Raw genomic sequence first — 22,296 nt, 5'->3', positions numbered from 1 at the left:
GCGCCACCCTTGTAGACACAGCGGCCCGCGGACCAACGGGCCCGGTGGAGGGCGTCCGGACGAGGGGTACGGACGCCGCCGCCCCGGAAATCTCTAGTTGGGCCGGCGCCACACAGGCCGGCCGGAGGGAAAGCGATGGGTAGGACACTCGCGGAGAAGGTCTGGGACGACCATGTCGTCCGGCGCGCCGAGGGCGAGCCCGACCTCCTCTTCATCGATCTGCACCTGCTGCACGAGGTGACCAGCCCGCAGGCCTTCGACGGCCTCCGCCAGGCGGGGCGTCCCGTGCGCCGTCTCGACCTCACCATCGCCACCGAGGATCACAACACCCCGACCCTCGACATCGACAAGCCCATCGCGGACCCGGTCTCCCGGGCCCAGTTGGAGACCCTGCGCAAGAACTGCGCCGAGTTCGGTGTACGGCTGCACTCGCTGGGTGACGTCGAGCAGGGCGTCGTCCACGTGGTGGGACCGCAGCTGGGTCTGACCCAGCCCGGCACCACCGTGGTCTGTGGCGACTCCCACACCTCCACGCACGGCGCCTTCGGCGCGCTGGCGTTCGGCATCGGCACCTCGCAGGTCGAGCACGTGCTGGCCACCCAGACGCTGCCGCTGGCCCGCCCCAAGACCATGGCCATCACGGTCGACGGCGAGCTGCCCGACGGCGTCACCGCCAAGGACCTGATCCTGGCGATCATCGCCAAGATCGGTACGGGTGGCGGCCAGGGCTACATCCTGGAATACCGCGGCTCCGCCATCGAGAAGCTCTCGATGGAAGCCCGGATGACCATCTGCAACATGTCGATCGAGGCCGGCGCCCGCGCGGGCATGATCGCCCCCGACGAGACCACCTTCGAGTACCTCAAGGGCCGTGCACACGCCCCCGAGGGTGAGGAGTGGGACGCCGCGGTCGCGTACTGGAAGACCCTGAAGACGGACGAGGACGCGGTCTTCGACGCCGAGGTGGTCATCGACGGCCCGTCGCTGGCGCCGTTCGTCACCTGGGGCACCAACCCCGGCCAGGGAGCGCCGCTTTCGGCGTCCGTCCCCGACCCGGCTTCGTACGAAGACGCTTCGGAGCGCATGGCCGCCGAAAAGGCCCTGGAGTACATGGGGTTGACCGCCGGACAGCCGCTGCGCGACATCAAGGTCGACACCGTCTTCGTAGGTTCCTGCACCAACGGTCGCATCGAGGACCTGCGCGCGGCCGCCGCGATCGTCGGGGGCCGCAAAGTCGCCGACGGCGTACGGATGCTGGTGGTCCCCGGCTCCGCGCGGGTCGGTCTGCAGGCCGTCTCCGAGGGCCTGGACGTGGTCTTCAAGGAGGCCGGCGCCGAGTGGCGGCACGCGGGCTGCTCGATGTGCCTGGGCATGAACCCCGACCAGCTGGCCCCCGGTGAGCGCTCCGCGTCCACCTCGAACCGCAACTTCGAGGGCAGGCAGGGCAAGGGCGGCCGTACGCACCTGGTGTCGCCGCAGGTCGCCGCCGCCACCGCCGTACTCGGCCACCTGGCCTCCCCGGCCGATCTCGCCGACTCGTCTGCCGCCCGCACGCCCGCTGGAGTCTGAGAAGTCATGGAAGCATTCACCACGCACACCGGCCGGGCCGTTCCGCTGCGCCGCAGCAACGTCGACACCGACCAGATCATCCCTGCCCACTGGCTCAAGAAGGTGACCAGGGACGGTTTCGAGGACGGGCTGTTCGAGGCCTGGCGCAAGGACTCGTCCTTCATCCTCAACCAGCCCGAGCGCAAGGGCGCCACGGTCCTGGTCGCGGGCCCCGACTTCGGCACCGGCTCCTCTCGCGAGCACGCCGTCTGGGCGCTGCAGAACTACGGTTTCAAGGCCGTCATCTCGTCCCGTTTCGCGGACATCTTCCGGGGCAACTCGCTCAAGAACGGCCTGCTCACGGTGGTTCTGGAGCAGAAGATCGTGGACGCGCTGCAGGAGCTGACGGAGAAGGACCCCGAGGCCGAGATCACGGTCGATCTGGAGGCCCGCGAGGTGCGCGCCGAGGGCATCACCGCCGCCTTCGAACTCGACGAGAACGCCCGCTGGCGGCTGCTGAACGGGCTGGACGACATCTCCATCACCCTCCAGAACGAGGGCGACATCGCGGAGTACGAGGCCAAGCGGCCGTCGTACAAGCCGAAGACGCTCCAGGTCTGACGCCCGGGCCGCTTCGCGGCTGAGGCAGGGCTGATTTCAGCCACCGCAACACCCCTCTGTACCCCCAATCGTGGACGGTTGGGGGTACAGCTGTGTCTGCCCCCGGACGCCCCCGGATCGCCCCTTCGGGGGGCTTCAACTCCCCTAGTTACAAAGGAGATTGCCTGGGTACGCGCCTCTTGGGCGCGCGGTGCTCCGGGGTGCTCAGGACCCTCTCCAGGGGCGGCAGTTACCCCCTGGGCAGGCGACAACTCGCCCCAGATGGCACAATCTGTGCATGGAACACGACGGCCAACTCGAGCTCTATGCGGCAGTCGCGGCCCAACTGAAGGAAGCGCACACAAGAGTGCGCGCACTGCAAGTCCCGGAGGGCGTACGGATGGCGCTGACCCGGAAGCTGCTGGTCATTACGGCCGTGGCCAAGCACGATCTCGCCGACGCGACAAGGCGGCTGGAGCGGTTCACCACCGACCTCGACGAGGGTCGATTCCTCGAAGGGGATCGCTGAGGAACTCCGCGACAGCCCGAGTTCGTTGCGGCACAAGGGTGATTAGCCCGTTTCGTGTTTGATTTGCGGTATATATCTGCCTAACGTGCGAAAAAGCTTGAACGCATTCGTTCGGGCAATGTCTCCGAAGGGGAAGACGTGAACAAGGCGCAGCTCGTAGAAGCGATTGCCGACAAGGTCGGCGGGCGTCAGCAGGCCGCCGACGCGGTCGACGCCGTACTGGACGCGATCGTCCGTGCAGTTGTCGGCGGGGACCGGGTCTCGGTCACCGGCTTCGGTTCCTTCGAGAAGGTCGACCGTCCGGCTCGTTACGCCCGCAACCCGCAGACCGGTGAGCGTGTTCGGGTCAAGAAGACCTCCGTGCCGCGCTTCCGCGCCGGTCAGGGCTTCAAGGACCTGGTGAGCGGCTCGAAGAAGCTCCCGCGTGGTGGCGAGGTCGCGGTCAAGAAGGCGCCCAAGGGCAGCCTGACCGGCGGCGCCGCGGCGACCGTGAAGAAGGCCGCGGCCAAGAAGGCCACCACCGCCAAGAGGGCGACGGCCGCGAAGAAGACCACCGCCGCCGTGAAGAAGACGGCCGCGAAGAAGACCACCACCGCGGCGAAGAAGACCACGGCGACCGCCAAGAAGACGACCGCCAAGAAGACCACGGCGACCGCCAAGAAGACCGCGGCGAAGAAGACCACCGCCAAGAAGGCGACGGCCAAGAAGGCCCCGGCGAAGAAGGCGACCGCCAAGAAGGCCCCCGCCAAGAAGTCGGCGGCTCGCAAGACCACCGCCAAGAAGGCCACCGCCCGCTAGCAGCAGGGGCGCAGGGCAACCCACGCGCCGGGCCGGACTCCCACGGGGAGCCCGGCCCGCGGCGTGTCCGGGACCTGGCGCGAGGGCCTGGTCAGAAGGTCTGGAGCGTCACCAGGGTGATCCGGCGGGCTTCGCCGTCGCCCTCGGTCTCGATGCGCACGCGCTGTCCCGGGCGCAGCAGCCTGAGGCCACCGGCGTCGAACGCCGCGCCGTCGAAGGGCACCGGCGTGCCGTCGTCGAGCAGCACCTGCCCGCTACGGGTATCGGGGTCGTACGTGTACGCGGTCGCCTGCATACCGAAAGCCTATCCAGCGCCGGTGTACGCCGCCGGTGGGTCCGGCGGACCGGGCTTCGGTGCACGCCGGTTCACGCGGCCGAAGGGCGTTCAGGCGCCCGGTTGGCCCGGGATCAGGAGTTTCGCCGCCAGTGTGGCCGTGCGCGGGCCCACTCCCAGGGCGAGCGCCGCGCGCAGATCGTCGCCGGTGTCCACGTCCTGGCGTACGGAATCCACCGCGGTGAGGAGGAGTTCCGCTGCTCCCGAGGCGCGATGACGGGCTCGGGAATCGATGCCGAAGGCGGGATGCAATTCACGGCCGGGAGATGCGGCCAGCAGAGTGGTGCCGATTGCGGCCGCATCGGAGAGAAAAGCACGCGGGAATTCGGCGGCGGCATCGAGTACCCGGGCCAATTCCAGGGGGCGCAACGCGGGCAGATCGGCGTTCAGGGCGGCCACGGCGCATTCGGGACTTCGGGTGCGTACGGCCGCCGTCCCGTGCGCCAGCGCGACGTTCAGACCGCCGCCCGGCTCGTCCGGCACGATCCACGCCCCCAGCGCGGCCAGCTCCCGCCCGGCCAGCGCGTCGTCCGTGACGACCGCCACATCATCGACCGCCGCGCAGGCCAGCGCGGCAGCCACGGTGTCCTGTGCGAAGGCGAGGGCGAGTCCGGGGCGCACCGCGTCGGCGGCGGTGTCCGAGAGCCTGCTCTTGGCCCGCGCCAAGGCTTTGAGGGGGATGACCAAGGTCCACTGCACGAGCGCTCCGTTCCTCCCTTGTCGCGCCCATTGTGACCCGGCACCCCTGGCGGTCCGGACGTCGGGGCGTACGGTGTTCTCGACAGACAGGCGGCCTGGGGCGACACTTGTGCGGCCCCCCAGGCCCTAAGAGGAAGGTGTCCGCGTGCCCCGCCGCAGAATCGGCTTCTGGTACCGCTTCGCAGCGGTCCTCTGCAAACCACCACTGGTGGTTCTGATCAAGCGGGACTGGCGCGGAATGGAGAACATTCCGGCTGAGGGCGGATTTATCACCGCGGTGAACCACAATTCGCATGTGGACCCGTTCGCGTATGCCCACTATCAGTACAACACCGGGCGTGTTCCGCGTTTCCTGGCCAAGGCCGGGCTTTTCCGGAAGGGATTCGTGGGGGCCGCGATGCGCGGCACCGGACAGATCCCCGTGTACCGCGAGAGCACCGACGCGCTGAGCGCGTTCCGGGCCGCGATCGACGCCGTGGAGCGCGGCGAGTGCGTCGCGTTCTACCCCGAGGGCACCCTCACCCGTGACCCCGACGGCTGGCCGATGACGGGCAAGACCGGTGCCGCCCGGGTCGCCCTGCAGACCAAATGCCCGGTGATTCCGGTCGCCCAGTGGGGTGCGAACGAACTGCTGCCGCCGTACGCAAAGAAGCCCAACCTCCTTCCGCGCAAGACCCACCACGTTCTCGCGGGCCCTCCGGTGGACCTGTCGCGTTTCTACGACAAGGAGATGAGCCCGGACCTCTTGAAGGAGGCCACCGAGGTCATCATGGCCGCCATCACCGCGCAGCTGGAGGAGCTCCGCGGCGAGAAGGCCCCTGTGACGCCCTACGACCCGCGCCAGGTACGGATCGAACAGCGCAGGCGTACCAGGGCCCAGGAGCAGGCTCAGGAGCGGGCACAGGCCCAGCAGCAGGCGCAGGCACAGCAGGAAGAGGGGCAGAGCACGTGAGCAAGCCGGTCAAGGCGGCCGTCTTCGGGACCGGATCGTGGGGTACGGCCTTCGGCATGGTGCTCGCCGACGCGGGGTGCGAGGTCACCCTGTGGGCGCGGCGCGCCGAGCTCGCCGAGGCGGTCAACTCCACGCGTACGAACCCGGACTACCTGCCGGGCGTCGAACTCCCCGAGAACCTGCGGGCGACGACCGACGCCGCCGAGGCCGCGCGTGACGCCGACTTCACCGTGCTCGCCGTGCCCTCGCAGACCCTGCGCGGGAATCTCGCCGAGTGGACGCCGCTGCTGGAGCCCGACACGGTCCTGGTCTCCCTCATGAAGGGCGTCGAACTCGGTTCCGCGATGCGGATGAGCGAGGTGATCGAGGATGTCGCCAAGGTCGGCGCCGACCGTATCGCCGTGGTCACCGGACCGAACCTGGCCCGTGAGATCGCCGCCCGGATGCCGGCCGCCGCCGTGGTCGCCTGCACTTCCGAGGCGGTCGCCCAGCGTCTCCAGGCCGCCAGTCACAACCCGTACTTCCGCCCGTACACCAACACCGACGTGGTGGGCTGCGAGCTGGGCGGCGCGGTGAAGAACGTGATCGGTCTCGCCGTCGGCATCGCGGACGGCATGGGCCTGGGCGACAACGCCAAGGGCTCGCTGATCACGCGCGGACTCGCCGAGACCACCCGGCTCGGCGTCGTCATGGGCGCCGACCCGCTGACCTTCTCCGGACTCGCGGGCCTCGGCGACCTGGTGGCCACCTGCTCCTCGCCGCTGTCGCGCAACCACACCTTCGGCACCAACCTCGGCAGGGGCATGACGCTCCAGGAGACCATCGCGGTCACCAAGCAGACCGCCGAGGGCGTCAAGTCCTGTGAGTCGGTGCTGGATCTGGCCCGCAGGCACGGTGTCGACATGCCCATCACCGAGACGGTCGTCGGCATCGTCCACGAGGGCAAGTCGCCGGTCGTCGCCGTCAAGGAGCTCATGGGGCGCAGCGCCAAGGCCGAGCGCCGCTGAGGAGCCACGCCGCGGCGCCGGGAACCTACGCTCCGCAACGGCTCGTACGACGCTGAGCGACCACCCGTGCGACGCTGGACAACGGCCGCGGTGGGGCGCTGACTCAGCGCCGTACCAACGGGTACTCTCAACGCGATATGAGCACCGAGAACCTCTCCCAGAGCCCTGAGCAGCCGCCTCGCAAGCCGCGCGTGGCCGTCGTCTTCGGCGGCCGCAGCTCCGAACACGGGATCTCCGTGGTCACGGCCGGCGCCGTCCTGCGCGCCATCGACCGGACGAAGTACGACGTCCTGCCGATCGGCATCACCCGGGACGGGCGTTGGGCGCTCACCGCCGACGAACCGGACCGGATGGCCATCGTCGACCGGCGCCAGCCGGACGTGGAGCAGCTCGCCGAGTCGAACGAGGGCGGCGTGATCCTCCCCGTCGACCCGGCCAACCGCGAAGTCGTCTACAGCGAGCCCGGATCGGTCCCCAAGGCCCTGGGCGAGGTCGACGTCGTCTTCCCCGTGCTGCACGGCCCCTACGGCGAGGACGGCACCCTCCAGGGCCTCCTGGAGCTCTCCGGAGTCCCGTACGTCGGTGCGGGTGTGCTCGCCTCGGCCGTCGGCCAGGACAAGGAGTACATGAAGCGGGTGTTCACCTCCTTCGGGCTGGCCGTCGGCCCGTACGTGGTGATCCGGCCCCGCGAGTGGGAGCGTGACGAGTCCGCCGCCCGCAAGAAGATCATCGACTTCGCGGGTGAGCACGGCTGGCCGCTGTTCATCAAGCCCGCGCGTGCGGGCTCCTCGATCGGCATCACCAAGGTCGACTCCCTCGAAGGCCTCGACGAGGCGATCGAGGAGGCCCAGCGCCACGACCCGAAGATCATCGTGGAGGCGCTGCTGCGCGGCCGCGAGATCGAGTGCGGGGTGCTGGAGTTCGAGGACGGTCCGCGCGCCAGCGTGCCCGCCGAGATCCCGCCCGTGCAGTCGCACGCGTACTACGACTTCGAGGCGAAGTACATCGACTCGACCCCCGGTCTCGTGCCCGCCCCGCTGACCCCCGAGCAGACCGCCGAGGTCCAGCGGCTCGCGGTCGACGCGTTCGAGGCCGCCTCCTGCGAGGGCCTGGTGCGCGCGGACTTCTTCCTCACCGAGGACGGCGAGTTCGTGATCAACGAGATCAACACCATGCCGGGCTTCACGCCCATCTCCATGTACCCGCAGATGTGGCAGGCGAGCGGCGTGGCCTACCCGGAGTTGGTGGACCGCCTGATCGGGGCGGCGCTGCGCCGCCCGACGGGGCTTCGGTAGACCTGGGGCACCGGGGCTCCGCTCCAGGGCACACGCCCCCGCGCGCACGTGTGTACGTCAGTCGGCGATCCCTTCGGGGATCGCCTTCTTGATGGGCGCGGCCAGGTCGACGAGCGCGTTCGACCCGTCCCGCTGGACCCACTTCTTGGGCACGCTGACCTCGACGTACGCGCGCCGCAGGCTCGTGGTGAAGCGGTACGACCCGTCGTCCTGCTTCTCCATGAGCCAGCCGACGCCGTTCACCTCGCCGCTGAGCGCGTTCTGGTCGCTCATCTTCGCGGGTCGTTCGACACCGCAGCGCAGTATGATCGCCGGGCTTCCCCAGCCCGCGGTCAGCGCGGACCGGGGCTCGGGATCGTTCCGGTCGAGGCCGTCGATCTTCTTCGGCAGCACCTTGTCCAGGTTCTGGCACAGCCCGGTGACCTTCGCCCCCGGGCTGGGAACCGCGGCCGATCCGCCGTCGTCTGCTGAGGAGCAGCCTGTCGCGGCGATCAACAGGGCGAGAACGGGCAGCCCGAGGTGAGTGGTGTGCCGGTGACGGGAGAAGTTCACCGGCCAAGGGTAGACGGGGGCTAGAGGTGCACCACCGGACAGGTCAGCGTACGGGTGATGCCGTCCACTTGCTGGACTTTCGCGACCACCATGCGGCCGAGTTCGTCGACAGTGTCGGCCTGGGCGCGCACGATCACGTCGTACGGTCCTGTCACGTCCTCGGCCTGGATCACCCCCGGGATCTTGCTGATCGTCTCGGCGACGGTCGACGCTTTGCCGACCTCCGTCTGGATCAGGATGTAAGCCTGTACCACGGAACCTCCAGGGCGGCCACGAGGATCATGTGGGGAAAAGGAACGCCACGGTATCGCGTCGCCGCTCGCCACGGGGAGACCCGCGGTGGCTGGGGCTTGCGCGCCGGGGTGCACGGACTGCACAAGTTGACGGTCAACTCGACCGTACCGAGGACAGAGACGGCTCGCGACCGGGCACGGGTAGCGGCAGAGGGAGCAGTACGATCATGAAGGGCACCGTGGGCGAGTTGGGGGAGTTCGGGCTCATCAAGGAGCTCACCTCGCGTCTCACCACCACCCCGGCGGTCCGGGTCGGCCCCGGCGACGACGCCGCGGTGGTGGCCGCGCCCGACCGCAGGGTGGTGGCGAGCACCGACATCCTCCTGGAGGGGCGGCACTTCCGCCGCGACTGGTCCACGGCGTACGACGTCGGGCGAAAGGCGGCCGCGCAGAACCTCGCGGACATCGCCGCGATGGGCGCCGTGCCGACCGCGCTGCTGCTCGGTCTGGTCGTCCCGGCCGAACTCCCGGCCACCTGGCCCTCCGAGATGATGGACGGGCTGCGCGACGAGTGCCAGGTCGCGGGCGCGTCCGTGGTCGGCGGCGATGTCGTGCGCGGCGACACCATCATGATCTCGATCACCGCGCTCGGCGATCTGCGCAACCACGAGCCGGTCACCCGGGGCGGCGCCCAGCCCGGTGACGTGATCGCCGTGACGGGCTGGCTGGGCTGGTCCGCGGCCGGGCACGCGGTGCTCTCCCGCGGCTTCCGCTCACCGCGCGCCTTCGTCGAGGCCCACCGTCGCCCCGAGCCGCCGTACCACGCGGGCCCCGCCGCCGCCGGGCTCGGAGCGACGGCGATGTGCGACGTGAGCGACGGGCTGATCGCCGACCTGGGCCACATCGCCGAGGCGAGCAAGGTGCGCATCGACATCCGTTCGGGCGCGATCGACATCCCCTCCCAGATGAACGACATCGGCCAGGCCGTCGGTGTCGACCCCATCCAGTGGGTGCTGTCCGGCGGGGAGGACCACGCGATCGTGGCGGCCTTCCCACCGGACGTGAAGCTGCCCGCGCGCTGGAAGGTGATCGGCGAGGTCCTCAACCCCTCGGCGCTGCCCCAGGTCACGGTGGACGGCGCGCCCTGGACCAGCAAGGGCGGTTGGGACCACTTCGGGGACATCGAGTCGTAGCCGCCCACCCCGTCGGAGCAAGGCCGCGGCTCGGGAGTGGTCGCCCTCGGTGAGGGCCGCGGTTCCGTCGTGGGAGAGCCGCTCGAAGCGGTGGGCGTCGACGGCGTCGGGGGAGACGGCGATGCGGTAACCGGTGGGGTCGGCGTCGATCCCGGTGTCGGGGCCGGGCCGTCTGCGCAGCCGGGAGACCTGGGACTGGAGGGCGTTGGCGGCCCCGGCCGGCGGATCGGCGCCGTACAGACCGTCGGTCAGCCGCTCCGTGGAGACGGTCCGGCCGGCGTCCAGGAGGATCAGGGTGAGCAGCGCGCGGGGGCGGGGGCCGCCGGGGTCCAGGGGGCTGCCGTCCGTGGTGCGGATCTCGAGGGGGCCCAGGATGCCGAAGCGCATTCGGCAGATCTGGCAGGTCCGCAAGCCGGGGGCTACGCGCGCGTGGGACACCCCATGCCCGATACGGCACAGCGGAAGGCAGCATGAGGACAACGAAAAACCGGCCCACCGTGAGGTGGACCGGTTTCTAGCGAACCAGCAGTGGCCGCGCGCATGCGGGTCCCCCCTGCTCGCGGAGTCGAGAGCTTGGGGGAGTTGCCTCAGCGCGAGACCTTGCCGGCCTTGATGCACGAGGTGCAAGCGTTGACGCGCTTCGGCGTCCCGCCGACCACGGTACGGACGCGCTGGATGTTGGGGTTCCAGCGACGGGACGTACGGCGGTGCGAGTGCGAGATGTTGTTGCCGAAGCCCGGCCCCTTGCCGCAGACATCGCAGTTGGCAGCCACGGGTCACTCCAAAGACTTCAGATGCTCTTACGGTTGATCCCGGCATGCCGGAATCAAGATCTAGGATCTGAGTGGCGGTGCCAGGGGGAAGACCCGATCGAATCGGGCAACTGGAGCAGCATACAACGACTGCGTCCGGAGAACGAAACTACCATGGCTGCCCCGGGGCCCACCCCGGCCCTCCTTGGGGTCCCCCTACCGCCAGTAACCCATTCTGGGACTACGCTGCGTGCCACGTCCAGATGCTCAAGGAGGCGCAGGTGCCGCAGGTGCCGCAGACATTGGATGCTCTCGCGGTGCGCACCTGGTGCGGCCTCGCGCTGGAGGCGCTGGGGCGGGCGCGCGAGGAGATCGACGCCATCAATGTCTACCCGGTCGCGGACGGGGACACCGGGACGAATCTGTATCTGACGGTGGAGTCGGCGACAGCGGCGGTGGAGGCGGTTTTCGCGGGCTACGAGACGGTGACGGGGGTCGGTCCCACGGGGTCCGCCGCCTCCGCGGCCGTTTCCACGGCGGTCACCGGGGCCGGCCTGCCCACTCTCGCCGACGCCGTGCGGGCGATGGCGCACGGGGCGCTGATCGGGGCCCGCGGGAACTCCGGGACGATCCTCGCGCAGCTGCTGCGCGGCATGGCGCAGGTACTCGCCGCCGACGGTGCGACCGGTGGTGCGACCGGTGGTGAGACCGACGGTGCGACCGATGGTGAGACCGCTCACACCGACGGACAGGCCCTCCGGCTGGCCCTCCGACAGGCCGCCGACTCCGCACGCGAAGCCGTCGCGCACCCCGTGGAGGGCACGGTCCTCACGGTCGCCACGGCCGCCGCCGAGGCGGCCACCGGCACGGAGGGCGACTGCGGCACGGTCGCGTGCGCGGCGTACGAGGGAGCACGGGCGGCCCTCATGGCGACCCCCGGCCAGCTGGCCGTGCTGGAGCGCGCCGGTGTGGTCGACGCGGGTGGGCGGGGGCTGCTGGCGGTGCTCGCGGCACTGGCGGAGACGTTCACGGGGGAGTCCCCGGGTGCCGGACGGGTGGCGGGCGAGGTCCACACGCGCGTGAATGGCGTGGACGGCGGAGTGGACCGTGTGGACGGCGTGGGCCCTGTGGATGTGAACGGCGTGTGCGTGGACGGCCGGCCCGGGGAAGAAAGCCCGGCCTTCGAGGTGACCTACCTGCTGGAGGCGGAGGACGCGGACGTGGCGCGGCTGCGGGCCCGGCTCGACCGCCTCGGCAACTCGCTCGTCGTGGTCGGCGGGGACGGGCTGTGGAACGTCCATGTGCACGCGGACGACGCCGGTGCCGCCGTGGAGGCGGGGGTCGAGGCCGGGCGGCCGTACCGGATCCGGATCACGCACTTCGGGCTCGGCGACGCCCACACGGCGGGCGCGGCCGGGCGGCCGCCCCGGGAGCGGGCGCAGCGGGCCGTGGTGGCGGTCGTGCCCGGCGAAGGGCTGGCCGGGCTGTACGCCGAGGCCGGGGCGACCACCGTGCTCGCGCGGCCCGGGGAACCGCCCGCCAGCGGGGAACTCGTCGAGGCCGTACGCCGGGCCCACGCGCGCGAGGTGGTGCTGCTGCCCAATGACGCCGACCTGCGTCACACCGCGGCGGCCGCCGCCGAGCAGGCCCGTACGGAGGGCGTCCGGGTCGCGCTGATCCCGACCCGCTCCGCGGTCCAGGGCATCGCCGCGCTCGCCGTCCACGAGCCCGAACGCCGCTTCGACGAGGACGTCGTCGCCATGACTTCGGCGGCGGGCGCCACGCGTTACGCCGAGGTCGCCGTCGCCGAGCGTCAGTCCTGGACCATGGCCGGCATCTGCCAGGCGGGCGACGTCCTCGGGCTCATCGACGGCGATGTCGCCGTGATCGGCTCCGACATCACCGCCACCGCCGAAACCGTCCTCGACCGCATGCTCGCCGCCGGCGGGGAGATGGTCACCCTCGTCCTGGGCGACGAGGCTCCCGGCTCCATCGCCGCCCACCTCGAAGCGCGGGTCCGGGAGTCGTACTTGGCCGTGGACACGGTGGCGTACCGGGGCGGTCGACAGGGCGCGTTGCTCCTGATCGGGGTGGAGTAGCCGCCGGGGGGTGCGCCGTTCCTCTCGGCCCGAGCGGCCTCGTCCTCAAACGCCGGACGGGCTTCAGGCTTTTAGGAGCGCGGGGAACTGCGCGACCAACCCCCACTCACCCGCAGACAAAAATCCCACCTGGGGGTCTGGGGGCGGAGCCCCCAGGGACGGGACGGTGGCGGGGGCGAGCCCCCGCCACCGTCCCGTCCCTCGTCCCGCGGCTTCCCCCTCACGCCTTCTCCGTCACGCCCAGCATGTTCTCCGCCTCGGCCCGACGTGCCTCCGCGGTCTCCCCGTCCACACCCGCGTACGCGGAAAGCACCGCACGCGCGCGTGCGGCCGCCGCCGCGGGCCGGAGCAGATCGGCCTCCAGCCACCCCGCCGCGAGCTCGGCCCCCGTGCGCGCGTCGAGGGCATCGTCTCCGAGGGACGCGAAGACGGAGATGGCCCGCGTGTACTGGGCCAGAGCCTCCTCCGCGCCCTCCGGAACGGAACGGGCGATCAGGTCACCGAACTGCCGATGGGTGTGACCGAGTTCGGCGACAAGGCGATGACGGGCCTCCGCGGTATCGGAGTTCTCCAGGGCGTCGGTGGCTGCCACGGCCTCCGAGGCCTCCACAGCCTCGGCCCCGACGGAGGACGACACCGCCCGAAGCCCCTCCTCGCACTCCCGCACCGCCGTCGCCATCGACTCCCGCGCCCCGTCCAGCCCCGAGTCCGTACGCAACGCGACCCACGCCCGGGCCCGCAGCGACCGGATCAGACCGTGGACGTTGCCGAGGCCACGCCACAGGTCACCGGCGCGCGCGTACGCCTGCTCGGCCTGCGCGGGCAGTTCGGCGTGGCCGAGCGCCTCGGCGGCGAGATGGGCGAGCATCGCGTGGTCACGCTGCTCGGGCCAGTGCCGGGCGATGTCCGCGGCCCGCAACCAGTGCTCGGCCGCCGCACGGTGTTCGCCGAGCTCGGTGAGACAGTCGCCGAGCCACCACCGCGTCTGCACGATCGCACCGTCGCCGTGCATGTCGGTGGTCAGGTCGGGCAGTGCCGACTCCAGGATCTCCGCGGCCTCGGCCCACCGCCCCTGACGGAGCAGGAACCCGCCGAGCTGGTGCCGGGCCCAGGCGCCGAGCGTGGGCCCCTCGCCCGCCTCGTCGGCCCAGTGCGCGGCCTCCAGGGCGTGTTCCGAGGCGGGCCCGGACTGCCCGGTGGCGCCCAGGACCTCGGCGAGCTGCAGGTGCAGCTGCGCGTGCCCCATCGGCTCCAGGCGAGACCCTCCGTGCTCCAGCGCCGCGCGGGCGGCCCGCTCGGCCTCCTCCGCGTCGCCCAGGTGCCGGGCGATCCCGGCGAGCCGGGACTCGTACTCGACGGCGAACCACGGCAGCCCCGCCGCCACGAACGCCGCCGCGGCCTGCCCGAGCAGCTCCGCGGCGGCCTCGGCGTCCCCGGCGTGCGCCGCGAGCTCCCCGAGCATCGCCCGCGCCTCCGCGGCCCGCGAGGCCATCCGCACGTCCGAGAGGTGCGGCTCGGCCAGCGCCAGCAGCTCCCGCACGGCCGCCTCGGCGGCACCCACGACCTCGTCCACGCCGGTCCCGGAACTGGCTCTCCCGGAACCGACCGTCCCGGAAGCCGTCCCCTCGGAGGCCGCCGCCCCCGACTCGCCCTCGTCCGCGTCCTCCTGCACCAACAGCATCAATATCCGCGCCCGTCCCACCAGCACGGACGCCGCCTGGGACACCCCCGTCCCGCCGTCCGCGAGGAGGGCGAGCACCCCCTCGTACAGCTTCGAGACGGTCGCGAGCGCTTCCTCGGGCCCGCCGGTGAGGGCGAGGACGTACGCGGCACGGGCACGGGCCGCGAGCGCCTCGCCGGGGTCGCCCGCCTCGGCGTAGAGCTCGGCCGCCTCATGGAAGAGCTCGATGCCCTCGGGACCGCGTTCCATCGCCGCGTGGTCGGCGATCTCCGCGCGGTCGCGGACGTCCAGTTCCTGGCCCTCGGCGGCTCGTGAGACCGCCGCCCAGGCCTCGACGGCGTCCGGGCTCCGGGTCGCGGACAGCCGCCGGGCCTCGGTGAGCAGCGCCGAGAGCGAGGACGGGTCCGAGCCGGCGTCCGACTCCACGACGGCGGCCGACGATCGGGCCGAAGCCGAAGCCGAAGCCGAAGCCGCACCCGCCGTGGAACCCGAAGGCGAGAAATGTCGCGCGGACCGGGACCGCACCCCGAGCGGCAGGCGCTCGACCAACGGCGGCTGATCCATCCGCCCGCGAGCCCGCTCACTGACGTACGACGTGCCGTTGCGCGCGTCGAAGAGCGCCGCCAGGGAAAGGGCCTGCCCGCGCGCGTGGACGGCGAGCCCGCTCGCGGTCCACTCCCGGCCGGCCGGTCCCGGCACCGGCTGATCGCCGAGACCGAGCCCGGTCAGGCGGTCCATGAGGAGGGCGGTCACGGCCATGAAGTCGAGCTTGCTGCGCGGGTCCCCGGAGTCGGTGAAGTAGGCGGGCCGCTCCGCGAGCAGCTCCAGGGCGCGCGCCTCGTTGCCGGAGAGTGCGCAGAACTCCACGTGGTCCGCGTACGCGCCGCGCATGCTCTCCATGGGGCGCACCAGCCGGAAGCCCCGCAGGTGATGGGCGCGGGCCTCGTCCAGGCGGCCCAGACGCAGCAGGGGGACCAGGGAGGACGCGAGGACGGTGTGCGGCTCGTGGGCGCACGTGTACTCGCCCTCCAGAACCGGGCGCCACAGTTCCAGCGCCTCCTCGTCGGCGTCGCGCTCCGCCCGCCACCACCCCTGACTGTGGAGTTCGCACGCGTGGCAGTCGGCCATGGTGTCCCGGTCGGCGGCCAGCCAGGCGGTGTACGCCCGCTCGGCGCGCCCCAGGTCGCCCAGGTGGGCGGCGACGCTGAACTCGGCTCCGCGCACGGCCCGTTCGGAGTGTCCGGCCAGCCGGTAGCGGTGCTCCATCTCGCCGAGCCACTTCTCTATGGAGGCGAGCGGGATGTGCGGCTGGTCGAGCATGCCGGCCGACATCCACTTGAAGACCCAGTGCAGGGAGTGGGTCTCGTACTCGTCGAAGTCCTCGGGGCGCTCGTCCCACATGCGCAGCAGACGCGCGAAGGGGACGAACATCTTGTCCTTCTCGGAGCTGTAGTTGTAGACCTTCAGCTGGTGTCCGAGCGCCTCGATCACGGCGAGCGGGATGTTCAGCTTCTCGGCCTCGACGAGCAGTTGCTCCGCGCGCGCGTTGCGTGCGGGACCCTCCGGCTGCTCCTGGTTGTCCGCCATCGCCTGGCGCAGGGTGTCGAAGTCCATGCCCATGGCCTGGCTCATCGGAGGTCGTCCTTCCCGGGCTCGGTGTGGGTGGCCCACTCCAGGAGGCCGATGAAGGCGCGGTTGAGGAGCGCGGAGTCGGCGGGCCGCAGGGGGCGCTGCGTCATGAGGAGGGCCTGTCCGTAGAGGGACTCCGTGGCGGTGCCTATCAGCTCCGGGTCGCGCAGTGAACTGATCTTTCGGATCAGTGGGTTGAGGTGATTGAGGACCAGGCGGGCGCGGGGCGCGCTGCCGCGCAGCGAGCCGAGAATGCCCGCCCACAGGTCGTCGGCCTGCTCCTCGGCCTCCGCGCGGGCCTGCTCGTGGCGGGCCGCCCGGTCGTCCAGGTGCAGGGCGGGCACGGAGAGCGGGTGGAAGGCGCGCAGCACCACGTCGCAGCCCAGCGGGTCGAGCTTGGCCCGGGCGGCCATCAGGAAGCCCGAGAGGGCCAGTTCCTCGGCCGGGTCGACGGCGTCCAGGTGCGCCGTCACGGTGTCGGCGTCCAGCTCCGAGACGACCGTCCCCGGACGCACCGAAGGCAGCGCCTCCACCAGCTCGCTGTCGTACGTGTAGCCGCCGTTGATCACCCCGATGCCCTGCGCGGAGGCGATGGGCGCGACCTGCCGGTACTCCTCCACGGTCCGCGTGAAGTGCACCACCGGGTGACGCAGCGCGAACTCCTCCAGGGACAGCCGTCCGTCGGTCGTCTCGAAGGGCAGCCACGGCAGCATCGTGCGCAGCATCTCGGTGTCGTGCCGCGCCAGGGACTTCACGCCCAGGTGGTGGACCGACAGGAAGGCCGCCAGACGCTCCGGGTCGCCCGCCGCGAGCCCCGTCAGCCACGACCGGATGCGCTCGCCCAGGGCCTCGCGTACGGCCGCCAGGGTCTCGTCCTCGTACAGCGACTCGCGCGAGGCGGTGGGCCGCAGGCTGTCCGTGTCCAGGACGCAGCGCACGAAGAACGCCCAGTCGGGCAACAGCTGTTCGGCCCGCTCGGTGAGCAGCATGCCCTTCAGGTGCACCCGATGGCTCGCGCGCTGGGCGGGGCTGACCGCCGACGGCAGGACGTACGCCACGCCGCGGACTCCGGCGAGCGGCACGTTCAGGTCGATCGTGTCCAGCGGCGTGAAGCCGAACAGGTCGTGGCAGTGACGGGCCAGGGCCACCTTGCGGGTGGTGGGGCTCGGATGGGTGCGGTCCCAGGGCGCAGGAAGCTCCGCGATCGCCTCGTCGCCGACGCGTACGTCGTACGGCAGCAGCGAGCCGAAGTCCCGGGCCAGGGAGCGGACCCGCTCCTCGGTGAGCCATTCGCCCGCTCCGGCACGCGCCACCAGGTGCACGGTGGTACCCGGTTCGGGACGGGCCTCGTGCGGCAGCGTGCGTACGGTGTACGAGCCGTCGTCGGTCGCGGTCCACTCCACGGGCGCCGCGTCGGGCGTACGCGCGCTGCGGCTGACGACGCGGATGCGTTCGGCGACCACGAAACACGCCAGCAACCCGATGCCGAACTGCCCCAGGAAGTCGGAGCGCGCCGCCTGCAGGCCGTCCTCCCGCTTGGAACTGCGGCCGATCGTGGCGAGGAGGCTGTGCACGTCGGACTCGGTGAGCCCGATGCCGGAGTCCTCCACACGCAGGGTGCCGCCCTCGGCGTACAGGCGCACGGCGGCAGGGGCCTCCGGATGCTCCGCCCGTCGGGCGGTGATCGCGTCCACGGCGTTCTGCAGCAGTTCGCGCAGGTAGACCTTGGGACTGGAGTAGAGGTGATGGGAGAGCAGGTCCACCAGACCACGCAGGTCGACCTGGAAGGTGTGAGGTGACTGGGATGCCTGTGATGACTGTGAGGTCTGGGAGTCCATCGTCGCTGCGCCGAGGGTGGGGGGACGTGCGACGGCGCGGGGTCGGGCGGTCCCGGGGGACGGTGACCGCGAAGAGGGCCGGAGCGCGTCATCCTAGGCCCGGAACGAGCCGTCTGACCAGCGGATTTCCGGGACGTATACGGCAATGTCAGTGGTGTGGTGTGCAATGGATCTCGTGCCCGCGCTCGATGAACCACTGAAGAAGGTACTCGGTCCCCCCACCGCGAAGGTGATGGCCGAGCACCTCGGCCTGCACACCGTCGGCGACCTGCTGCACCACTACCCGCGCAGATACGAGGAGCGCGGGCAGCTCACCCACCTCGCCGACCTGCCCATGGACGAGCACGTCACGGTGGTCGCCCAGGTCGCCGACGCGCGCCTGCTCACCTTCGCCTCCGCCAAGGCGCCCCGCGGCAAGGGCCAGCGCCTCGAAGTGACCATCACCGACGGCAGCGGCCGCCTCCAGCTGGTCTTCTTCGGCAACGGGGTGCACAAACCCCACAAGGACCTGCTGCCCGGCACCCGCGCGATGTTCTCGGGCAAGGTCTCCGTCTTCAACCACCGCCTCCAGCTGGCCCATCCGGCGTACGAGCCGCTGCGCGCCGACAGCGACGACGCCGCCGAGACCGTCGACTCCTGGGCGGGCGCGCTCATCCCGATCTACCCGGCCACCGCCAAGCTGGAGTCCTGGAAGATCGCCAAGTCCGTGCAGACGGTGCTGCTCAGCGCCCAGGAGGCCGTCGACCCGCTGCCGGACTCCCTCCGGGATGGCCGCGGCCTGGTCCCCCTCCCCGAGGCCCTTCTGAAGATCCACCGCCCGCACACCAAGGCGGACATCCACGACGCCCGCGCCCGTCTCAAGTGGGACGAGGCCTTCGTCCTCCAGGTCGCCCTGGCCCGCCGCCGCCACGCCGACGCCCAACTCCCCGCCGTGGCCCGTCTCCCCAAGCCGGACGGGCTGCTGACCGCCTTCGACGCCAAGCTGCCCTTCACCCTCACCGAGGGCCAGCAGAAGGTCTCCAAGGAGATCTTCGACGACCTCGCCACCGAGCACCCGATGCACCGGCTGCTCCAGGGAGAGGTCGGTTCGGGAAAGGCTCAGCCGCTTGACTCCCTGGTCCTGACGCCTGCGGGCTTCAAGAGAATGGGGGATGTCTCAGTCGGGGACGCTGTTGTCACTCCCGTGGGTGACATCGCCCTGGTCGACGGAGTCTTTCCGCAGGGCGAACGCGATGTCTGGCAGCTTGTCCTGTCCGACGACTCCACGGTGGAGTGCGATGACGAGCACCTGTGGATCGTCGGCACCAGTTGCGCCTGGGACCGAGGTCAGGAGCCGAAGGTGCTGACCGCCCGGGAGATCAGAGCGGACATCCACAAGGCGAACGGCTCGTCGAAGTGGTACCTCCCGGCGGTCACGCCAGTGGATCTCAGCGATGGAACAACGCCGCCTCTGGATCCCTATCTCTTCGGGCTGCTTCTGGGGGATGGATCCTTCAGGCACTACCTCCGTATGTCGACAATCGACGAGGAGATTCTGGCGGCTGTCCGCTTCGCCTCGCCTCCGGACTGCGAACTGGTGGCGGTGCCCGGCTCGCGCTGTGATTACACCCTCAGGCTTTCGGGGCCAAAGGGGGGCACACGAAGGAATCCGGTGATCAGTGCGCTGCGTGCGCTCGGGCTTTGGGGGGCGGGTTCGCACGACAAATTCCTTCCTCCCGTCTTCAAGAACACCTCGATCAAGGACCGTCTCGCCGTACTGCAGGGGCTGATGGACACGGACGGGACTGTGGACGCCCAGGGCATGAGCGTCTCGTTCTGCTCGGTCTCCAGGCGGCTGGCCGATGATGTGGCCTGGCTCGTCCGGTCGCTCGGGGGACGTGCGCGGGTCCTGCCGAAGAAGGCCGCCTTCAACGTATCGATCGCCTTGCCCGAGGAGTACGGCCCATTTCGGCTCGCCCGGAAGGCAGACCGGATGCGCCCCCGGCCGAAATACAACACTTTCCGACGCGGGATTCGCGCAGTCGAGTACGTGGGGCGCAAGCAGGTCCAGTGCATCAGCGTCGCTCACCCGAGCCACGCCTACGTCACCGACAACTTCACCGTCACTCACAACACCATGGTCGCCCTGCGCGCCATGCTCGCCGTCGTCGACGCGGGCGGGCAGGCCGCGATGCTCGCGCCGACGGAGGTGCTCGCCCAACAGCACCACCGGTCGATCACCGAGATGATGGGCGAGCTGGCCGAGGGCGGCATGCTCGGCGGCTCCGAGCACTCCACCAAGGTCGTGCTGCTCACCGGTTCCATGGGGGCGGCGGGGCGGCGGCAGGCGCTGCTCGACCTGGTCACAGGCGAGGCCGGGATCGTGATCGGCACCCACGCGCTGATCGAGGACAAGGTGCAGTTCCACGAACTGGGCATGGTCGTGGTGGACGAGCAGCACCGCTTCGGTGTCGAGCAGCGCGACGCCCTGCGCGGCAAGGGCAAGCAGCCGCCGCACCTCCTGGTGATGACCGCCACGCCCATTCCGCGCACGGTCGCGATGACCGTCTTCGGCGACCTGGAGACCTCGGTCCTCGACCAGCTCCCCGCCGGGCGTTCGCCGATCTCCAGCCATGTCGTCCCCGCCGCCGACAAGCCGCACTACCTCACGCGCGCGTGGGAGCGCGTGCGCGAAGAAGTGGAGAAGGGCCATCAGGCGTACGTGGTCTGCCCGCGCATCGGCGACGACATCGACGAACCCGCCGACGCGAAGAAGGCCAAGAAGAAGTCCCCCGAGGACGAGGCCGAGAAGCGCCCGCCGCTCGCCGTCCTGGACATCGCCGACCAGCTCGCCAGGGGACCCCTCCAAGGACTCAAGGTCGAGGTCCTGCACGGCCGTATGCAGCCCGACGACAAGGACGCCGTGATGCGTCGCTTCGCCGCGGGCGACACGGACGTCCTGGTCGCCACGACGGTCATCGAGGTCGGGGTGAACGTACCGAACGCCACGGCCATGGTGATCATGGATGCCGACCGGTTCGGCGTGTCCCAGCTCCACCAGCTGCGCGGTCGCGTCGGTCGTGGTTCCGCCGCCGGACTCTGCCTCCTGGTCACCGAGATGCCGGAGGCGAGCCCGGCCCGCCAGCGGCTGACGGCGGTGGCGTCCACGCTCGACGGCTTCGAGCTCTCCCGCATCGACCTCGAACAGCGCCGTGAGGGCGACGTGCTGGGCCAGGCCCAGTCCGGCGTCCGTTCCTCGCTGCGCATGCTCGCCGTCATCGAGGACGAGGAGATCATCGCCGAGGCCCGCGAGGAGGCCGCCGCGGTCGTCGCCGCCGACCCCGAGCTCACCGCCCTCCCCGGCCTGCGCATGGCCCTGGAGGCCCTCCTCGACGAGGAGCGCGAGCAGTTCCTGGACAAGGGCTGAGAGACTGGCCCCGACACACTTCCAGCGCAAAGGACCCTCATGACCCGCGTGATCGCCGGCCGGGCCGGCGGACGCCGTCTGGCCGTCCCGCCGGGCACCGGCACCCGCCCCACCTCCGACCGGGCGCGCGAGGGCCTCTTCTCCACCTGGCAGTCCCTGCTCGGCGGTCCGCTGGAGGGCGAGCGGGTCCTCGACCTGTACGCGGGCTCGGGCGCCGTCGGCCTGGAGGCGCTCAGCCGCGGCGCCGGGCACGCCCTCCTCGTCGAGGCCGACGCCCGCGCGGCCCGGATCATCCGCGAGAACGTGAAAACGCTGGGCCTGCCCGGCGCCGAGGTCAGATCGGGCAAAGCCGAGCAGATCGTCCAGGGACCGGCGCCTACGGATCCGTACGACCTGGTCTTCCTCGACCCGCCGTACGCCGTGTCCGACGACGATCTTCGCGAGATTCTGCTCACACTCCGGGCGCAGGGCTGGCTCGCGGCCGAAGTGCTCGTCACCGTGGAGCGCAGCACCAGGGGCGGCGAATTCGGCTGGCCGGACGGTTTCGACGCGATCCGGGCCCGTCGTTACGGCGAGGGGACGTTTTGGTACGGTCGCGCCGCCTCTACGTGCGAAGACGCACGATGACCGGACCGGAGAGCGAGGGACCACAGTTGCGCCGCGCCGTCTGTCCGGGGTCATTCGACCCCATCACCAATGGACACCTCGACATCATCGCCCGCGCTTCCAGGCTCTACGACGTCGTGCACGTCGTGGTGATGATCAATCAATCGAAGCAGGGCCTGTTCACCGTCGACGAGCGGATCGAGCTGATCCGCGAGGTCACCGCCGAGTACGGCAACATCCAGGTCGAGGCCTACCACGGCCTCCTCGTCGACTTCTGCAAGCAGCGCGACATCCCCGCCATCGTGAAGGGTCTGCGGGCGGTCAGCGACTTCGACTACGAGCTCCAGATGGCCCAGATGAACAACGGCCTTTCGGGTGTCGAGACGCTGTTCATCCCGACCAGCCCCACCTACAGTTTCCTGTCCTCCTCGCTCGTGAAGGAGGTCGCCCAGTGGGGCGGCGACATCTCCCACCTGGTGCCGGAGGTCGTCCTGGAGGCTCTCACGGGACGGCTCGGAAAGAGCTGAGTGCCTGACAGTGCGTCA

At 70.8% G+C, this 22,296-nt stretch carries 19 protein-coding genes; 12 read left to right on the top strand and 7 right to left on the bottom strand.

The genetic code is table 11. The features are described from left to right. Window positions 1-135 precede the first annotated feature (135 nt). The 4 genes from leuC (at window position 136) to ACIRA5_RS23945 (ending at window position 3,475) form a co-directional block, all read left to right on the top strand. Window positions 136-1,569: a 3-isopropylmalate dehydratase large subunit gene (leuC, locus tag ACIRA5_RS23960; protein WP_352047773.1), complete on the top strand. Its 1,434-nt coding sequence runs from the start codon at window positions 136-138 to the stop codon at window positions 1,567-1,569. A gap of 6 nt (window positions 1,570-1,575) precedes the next feature. Beyond that, window positions 1,576-2,169 carry a 3-isopropylmalate dehydratase small subunit gene (gene leuD / locus ACIRA5_RS23955; protein ID WP_075031174.1) on the top strand — a complete coding sequence of 198 codons (594 nt, stop codon included), beginning with the start codon at window positions 1,576-1,578 and terminating at the stop codon, window positions 2,167-2,169. Between the two features lie 277 nt (window positions 2,170-2,446). Continuing rightward, window positions 2,447-2,677, top strand: coding sequence for a hypothetical protein (locus ACIRA5_RS23950; protein ID WP_054235400.1), 231 nt, complete (start codon window positions 2,447-2,449; stop codon window positions 2,675-2,677). 138 nt (window positions 2,678-2,815) lie between these two features. Beyond that, window positions 2,816-3,475: an HU family DNA-binding protein gene (locus tag ACIRA5_RS23945; RefSeq protein WP_095852417.1), complete on the top strand. Its 660-nt coding sequence runs from the start codon at window positions 2,816-2,818 to the stop codon at window positions 3,473-3,475. Between the two features lie 91 nt (window positions 3,476-3,566). Here ACIRA5_RS23945 and ACIRA5_RS23940 read toward each other — a convergent pair whose 3' ends face one another. Together ACIRA5_RS23940 and cofC are read right to left on the bottom strand one after the other, a co-directional pair. Further along, entirely contained in the window at window positions 3,567-3,770 is a 204-nt protein-coding gene (locus tag ACIRA5_RS23940) for a hypothetical protein (RefSeq protein WP_054235398.1), read from the bottom strand. A gap of 90 nt (window positions 3,771-3,860) precedes the next feature. Beyond that, complete coding sequence (gene cofC / locus ACIRA5_RS23935; protein ID WP_403693580.1) at window positions 3,861-4,508, bottom strand: 2-phospho-L-lactate guanylyltransferase; 648 nt, start codon at window positions 4,506-4,508, stop codon at window positions 3,861-3,863. A gap of 145 nt (window positions 4,509-4,653) precedes the next feature. Here cofC and ACIRA5_RS23930 point away from each other — a divergent pair, with 145 nt between their 5' ends. From ACIRA5_RS23930 to ACIRA5_RS23920, 3 genes are all read left to right on the top strand, one after another. Next, window positions 4,654-5,460, top strand: coding sequence for a lysophospholipid acyltransferase family protein (locus ACIRA5_RS23930; RefSeq protein WP_403693579.1), 807 nt, complete (start codon window positions 4,654-4,656; stop codon window positions 5,458-5,460). Then, entirely contained in the window at window positions 5,457-6,467 is a 1,011-nt protein-coding gene (locus tag ACIRA5_RS23925; protein WP_060901226.1) for an NAD(P)H-dependent glycerol-3-phosphate dehydrogenase, read from the top strand. Before ACIRA5_RS23930 ends, ACIRA5_RS23925 begins: the two co-directional genes overlap by 4 nt. A 137-nt stretch (window positions 6,468-6,604) precedes the next feature. Beyond that, the gene (locus ACIRA5_RS23920; RefSeq protein ID WP_352047778.1) at window positions 6,605-7,762 is read left to right on the top strand and encodes a D-alanine--D-alanine ligase family protein; all 1,158 of its coding nucleotides are present in this window, start codon (window positions 6,605-6,607) and stop codon (window positions 7,760-7,762) included. Window positions 7,763-7,819: 57 nt separating this feature from the next. On the opposite strand, the gene ACIRA5_RS23915 is transcribed toward ACIRA5_RS23920, so the two are convergent. Then, on the bottom strand, window positions 7,820-8,314 hold the full coding sequence (locus ACIRA5_RS23915) for a DUF3515 domain-containing protein (protein ID WP_403693577.1): 495 nt from the start codon (window positions 8,312-8,314) through the stop codon (window positions 7,820-7,822). 20 nt (window positions 8,315-8,334) lie between these two features. Further along, window positions 8,335-8,568 carry an Lrp/AsnC family transcriptional regulator gene (locus tag ACIRA5_RS23910; protein WP_028802415.1) on the bottom strand — a complete coding sequence of 78 codons (234 nt, stop codon included), beginning with the start codon at window positions 8,566-8,568 and terminating at the stop codon, window positions 8,335-8,337. Window positions 8,569-8,774: 206 nt separating this feature from the next. Here ACIRA5_RS23910 and ACIRA5_RS23905 point away from each other — a divergent pair, with 206 nt between their 5' ends. After that, window positions 8,775-9,740, top strand: a complete 966-nt coding sequence (locus tag ACIRA5_RS23905; RefSeq protein WP_403693575.1) for a thiamine-phosphate kinase — start codon at window positions 8,775-8,777, stop codon at window positions 9,738-9,740. Window positions 9,741-10,327: 587 nt separating this feature from the next. Here the strand turns inward: ACIRA5_RS23905 and rpmB are convergent. Then, complete coding sequence (gene rpmB, locus ACIRA5_RS23900) at window positions 10,328-10,513, bottom strand: 50S ribosomal protein L28 (protein ID WP_003993230.1); 186 nt, start codon at window positions 10,511-10,513, stop codon at window positions 10,328-10,330. A 260-nt stretch (window positions 10,514-10,773) separates the two neighbouring features. Here rpmB and ACIRA5_RS23895 point away from each other — a divergent pair, with 260 nt between their 5' ends. Continuing rightward, on the top strand, window positions 10,774-12,591 hold the full coding sequence (locus ACIRA5_RS23895) for a DAK2 domain-containing protein (RefSeq protein ID WP_403693574.1): 1,818 nt from the start codon (window positions 10,774-10,776) through the stop codon (window positions 12,589-12,591). Between the two features lie 220 nt (window positions 12,592-12,811). On the opposite strand, the gene ACIRA5_RS23890 is transcribed toward ACIRA5_RS23895, so the two are convergent. Together ACIRA5_RS23890 and ACIRA5_RS23885 are read right to left on the bottom strand one after the other, a co-directional pair. Continuing rightward, a complete protein-coding gene (locus ACIRA5_RS23890; RefSeq protein WP_403693573.1) occupies window positions 12,812-15,904 on the bottom strand; it encodes a tetratricopeptide repeat protein in 3,093 nt (1,030 codons plus the stop codon). Further along, complete coding sequence (locus ACIRA5_RS23885) at window positions 15,901-17,739, bottom strand: HSP90 family protein (RefSeq protein ID WP_403693572.1); 1,839 nt, start codon at window positions 17,737-17,739, stop codon at window positions 15,901-15,903. The genes ACIRA5_RS23890 and ACIRA5_RS23885 overlap by 4 nt, the downstream gene beginning before the upstream one ends. 166 nt (window positions 17,740-17,905) lie before the next feature. On the opposite strand from ACIRA5_RS23885, the gene ACIRA5_RS23880 reads away from it, so the two are divergent. The 3 genes from ACIRA5_RS23880 to coaD are packed head-to-tail and all read left to right on the top strand — an operon-like array spanning window position 17,906 to window position 22,278. Further along, window positions 17,906-21,145: a helicase-related protein gene (locus ACIRA5_RS23880; RefSeq protein ID WP_403693571.1), complete on the top strand. Its 3,240-nt coding sequence runs from the start codon at window positions 17,906-17,908 to the stop codon at window positions 21,143-21,145. A 39-nt stretch (window positions 21,146-21,184) separates the two neighbouring features. Continuing rightward, window positions 21,185-21,772 (top strand): 16S rRNA (guanine(966)-N(2))-methyltransferase RsmD, encoded by a 588-nt coding sequence (gene rsmD, locus ACIRA5_RS23875; RefSeq protein WP_403693569.1) that lies wholly within the window; start codon window positions 21,185-21,187, stop codon window positions 21,770-21,772. Continuing rightward, window positions 21,769-22,278, top strand: coding sequence for a pantetheine-phosphate adenylyltransferase (gene coaD / locus ACIRA5_RS23870; RefSeq protein ID WP_403693568.1), 510 nt, complete (start codon window positions 21,769-21,771; stop codon window positions 22,276-22,278). The genes rsmD and coaD overlap by 4 nt, the downstream gene beginning before the upstream one ends. Window positions 22,279-22,296 lie beyond the last annotated feature (18 nt).

The organism is Streptomyces sp. NPDC096311 (assembly GCF_044763085.1).
GTDB lineage: Bacteria > Actinomycetota > Actinomycetes > Streptomycetales > Streptomycetaceae > Streptomyces.
The sequence above is the reverse complement of the archived record's forward strand: the minus strand, read 5'-3'. Positions and strand labels throughout refer to the sequence as shown.